Genomic DNA, 3,086 nt, shown 5'->3' with positions numbered 1-3,086 from the left:
TGGTAGTGACAGAATGGATTTATGTCTGCGTTACCAAGATGTCACCTTAGGTATTGAGTTAAAGGTATGGCGGGAGAAAAAGCGTGATCCTCAAACTGATGGTATTGAACAATTAGAATCCTATTTAGGGCGTTTGGGATTAGATTTTGGTTGGTTATTTGTGTTTGATAGGCGGAAAAATGCTTTACCTATGGAGGAACGTTTATCAACTGAGGTTGTGGTGACGGAAAATCAACGTCGGATTACTGTGATTCGGGCGTGAGTGTTTGCCTAAAAACCTTTGCATATATTAGTTTTCCCCTACTATTTTCCCTCTCAACTTTCTGGCTTTCAATGCTTGTTCTAACAGATTTAAACTACCTTCTGGTAATATTTCTGAAAGAGTCAATAATAATCTTTCACCTAATTTAATATCACCTGGATCTTCTCCTGTTTCCATGACCTGTAATAATCTTGGTATAGCAATTTCATCTACCAACTGTACGAGGCTATCTAAACATCTTTCAAACTGTTTTTGAGTTAATTGTGCATCTTCTAAGGGAAATTCAATTTTAGCATTGACTGCATCAGTTGTAGTTTTATATTCCCATCGTAACATTTTGGTTTCTGAAGCGATCGCTAACATAGTTTTAAAAACCATATTTTGATGAGGATAAGTTTTTAATCCTGTAAATAATTCAGGAATAGTAATTTCAAAATATTCTCCATCTTCCGATAATTTAATTATAATTATCAGTTTTTGCAAATTTTCTGAAGCTACTCCTGTCATGATACATTGATGCTCTTCATCTAGAATGTATTGCCACTTTCTTTCCCTTAAATATACTGCTATTTGTTCGAGTATTTTCATTTCATTCACCTATTAATTAACTATTGGATTATTTAATTACCCGACATTCTATCAATGTCAAAAAAATGTGCTACTTATTTCGTAGGGGTTTAGCATTGCTAAACCCTCACGAATAATGTATTGCGAACATTATTGGCAACGTTATTATTAATTGCCTAACCTCTTATTCATTCGGGTATACAATGGATGGTTTTTAAATATTTCTTCACCCAACCAATAAACTAAAGCATAGTAAATTCTTGTGGGGAAAGTAGGTATCCAAGATGTATTTTCTGGATATTTATCTATAAATGATTGACACATATATAGATATTCTGGAACTAATATTTCTACCTGATTACGAGAATAGTTAATCTTTTTTTCCAGAAGTTTAATCTCGTTATTATATTTTATTTGGTGAAATTTGAAGTACCAAAAAGTGATAGCTTCTAAAGCATTTTCAGATCCAAAAATTATCACTGCATCTGTGATCAAGGCTAAAGTTACAAGAGCAACTAAAAGCAGATAATCATGAAAATATGCTGGATTATTTTCGATGCTGTGTTCAGCAAAAAATGTAGCTAACACCATTGAAGGTGTAATAAGAACTGTAACAGTTGCCAAGCAATTCCATATCCGAGTAGAATCATTTTTCTTAATAGGTTTTTTAGGAAACTGGAAAAAGTTATTTCTAATTTTTTTCATGATTGTGAAATTTTTTAACATTTTTTATCCCTTCCTTGTGTCGAGAAATTTTTAAGTGACTACCAATAGCTATTTCAAAAATTTGTAGAGCTAGTGGTAAAAATAGAATCACCATTTTACTTGGCCAAGAACCTGGAGCAAAGGCAACCTTAGCAAGATACTCTGTTGGACGATAAATCAATACTAAATTGAGCAAATAAATCGCCGGAAAAACTAAAATTATAACGGTGTATCTGACTGTCATTCTCAACTTTATTTGAGAAAATTCTTGGTAATCATCAAGCAAGTCTTTATGTTTAATGCTCGTTCTTTTCTGTTGTATATTTGCCTCAATTCCCTCTTGAGTTAAGGTGACAATTTTCTGATATAATTGCTTAGTTTGTTCCAGTTGCGATAATTTTTGATCTTGTTTTTCTAGCTGACATATATATTTTTGATCCTCTTGTTTTTGATCATCAATATTTTCATTATAAGCTGTTTCAGCTTCCATTTCTTGTTGAAACTCTTCACTAAATTGATTATTATCATCCATAATTTACTCCTGTTGATTCTGTGCATAAATATCTTTAAAAGTAGCAGATGGTGAGCCAAAATATTTAACTTTTAACTCATTTAATTCGGGTACTTTTTCTGATAAACCATTGACTAAAATATATTGACTATCACCTTTAACGGTAATAGGTTTAACTCCGGTATTATGGAAACCATCACTAATTAAAACCGCAAATTTTCGAGGTGAATTATGCCAAATTTGAGAATCTTCTTGCAGAAATACTTCTGAACGTTTGATACCTCCCCAAACATCTGTTGCACCACAGTTAGTTCGTTCATTTAATAGGGGTTGTATATCAGCTTGGAATTTTGTAATTTCTGCTTCTGCATCTTTTAACCGTTTGGCTAAATCTTGTTGATGCTGTTCCAAAGTCTTGACATTTCCATCAATTTCTTTCTGGTATTGTTCTAACTTTTTCTGATATTTTTTCTCTTTTTCCACTTTATCAAAAGAACCACCTGTGTTATCTCTTTGAGGTTTTGGTGTATTATTCAAATCTATTGATTTTAACGCTTTAATATCAGGTATTTGTAAGCGTTTAAGAGGTTTATTACTATCTTCACAAATCTGTCCGATAGCTATTTCTCCACCATGAGATTTCAGGGTTTGAAAAATAGGTTCAATGTCTTTTAGGGTTACTGATTCTACCCTAGCACCAGACATACTACTACTTTTGTCAATCAAGATAACTATTCTCAAAGGATTTTTAGCAGTATCATTCTTTAGAAAGTTAGAGACTTTTGCTTCTTGGTTTGTTGTAGCTAAGATGATTTGATTTGTGTCACTTTTGGGTACTTGAGTACAAGCAGAAGCTAAGAATAAAATGGTAAGCAATGATAAGTAAATTAGTTTTATTTTCATTTTTTATCCTCATGATATTGATTAATTAAATGCTGAGATTAATACAGTTCGGAAGCTTTCCTACAGCTATCAAGAACCAATAAAACTGGAGTTTAGACTAAAAACAGAGATATAAGTTACAACTACTGAGAAAAGATA

The 3,086-nt window shown here is 32.2% G+C and carries 4 protein-coding genes and 1 pseudogene; 1 reads left to right on the top strand and 4 read right to left on the bottom strand.

The features are described 5' to 3' along the window. Positions 1-262: pseudogene (locus VB713_RS28185) on the top strand (ATP-binding protein); the annotation flags it as partial. Positions 263-289: 27 nt separating this feature from the next. Here the strand turns inward: VB713_RS28185 and VB713_RS28180 are convergent. The 4 genes from VB713_RS28180 to VB713_RS28165 form a co-directional block, all read right to left on the bottom strand. Continuing rightward, a complete protein-coding gene (locus VB713_RS28180; RefSeq protein WP_323314785.1) occupies positions 290-850 on the bottom strand; it encodes a hypothetical protein in 561 nt (186 codons plus the stop codon). Between the two features lie 147 nt (positions 851-997). Beyond that, positions 998-1,534, bottom strand: a complete 537-nt coding sequence (locus tag VB713_RS28175; RefSeq protein ID WP_323314784.1) for a hypothetical protein — start codon at positions 1,532-1,534, stop codon at positions 998-1,000. Further along, the gene (locus VB713_RS28170; RefSeq protein WP_323314783.1) at positions 1,521-2,066 is read right to left on the bottom strand and encodes a hypothetical protein; all 546 of its coding nucleotides are present in this window, start codon (positions 2,064-2,066) and stop codon (positions 1,521-1,523) included. The genes VB713_RS28175 and VB713_RS28170 overlap by 14 nt, the downstream gene beginning before the upstream one ends. Before the next feature lie 3 nt (positions 2,067-2,069). Then, positions 2,070-2,948 (bottom strand): hypothetical protein, encoded by an 879-nt coding sequence (locus VB713_RS28165; protein ID WP_323314782.1) that lies wholly within the window; start codon positions 2,946-2,948, stop codon positions 2,070-2,072. Between the last annotated feature and the right edge of the window lie 138 nt (positions 2,949-3,086).

The organism is Anabaena cylindrica UHCC 0172, from assembly GCF_034931625.1.
Taxonomy (GTDB): Bacteria; Cyanobacteriota; Cyanobacteriia; order Cyanobacteriales; family Nostocaceae; genus Anabaena; species Anabaena cylindrica_A.
This window is presented reverse-complemented; position numbering and strand designations above follow the sequence as displayed.

What these genes read in the sequence shown, in the direction of transcription:
- VB713_RS28180 (WP_323314785.1), bottom strand. Translation starts at nt 850, where the DNA reads ATGAAAATACTCGAACAAATAGCAGTATATTTAAGGGAAAGAAAGTGG.
- VB713_RS28175 (WP_323314784.1), bottom strand. Translation starts at nt 1,534, where the DNA reads ATGAAAAAAATTAGAAATAACTTTTTCCAGTTTCCTAAAAAACCTATT.
- VB713_RS28170 (WP_323314783.1), bottom strand. Translation starts at nt 2,066, where the DNA reads ATGGATGATAATAATCAATTTAGTGAAGAGTTTCAACAAGAAATGGAA.
- VB713_RS28165 (WP_323314782.1), bottom strand. Translation starts at nt 2,948, where the DNA reads ATGAAAATAAAACTAATTTACTTATCATTGCTTACCATTTTATTCTTA.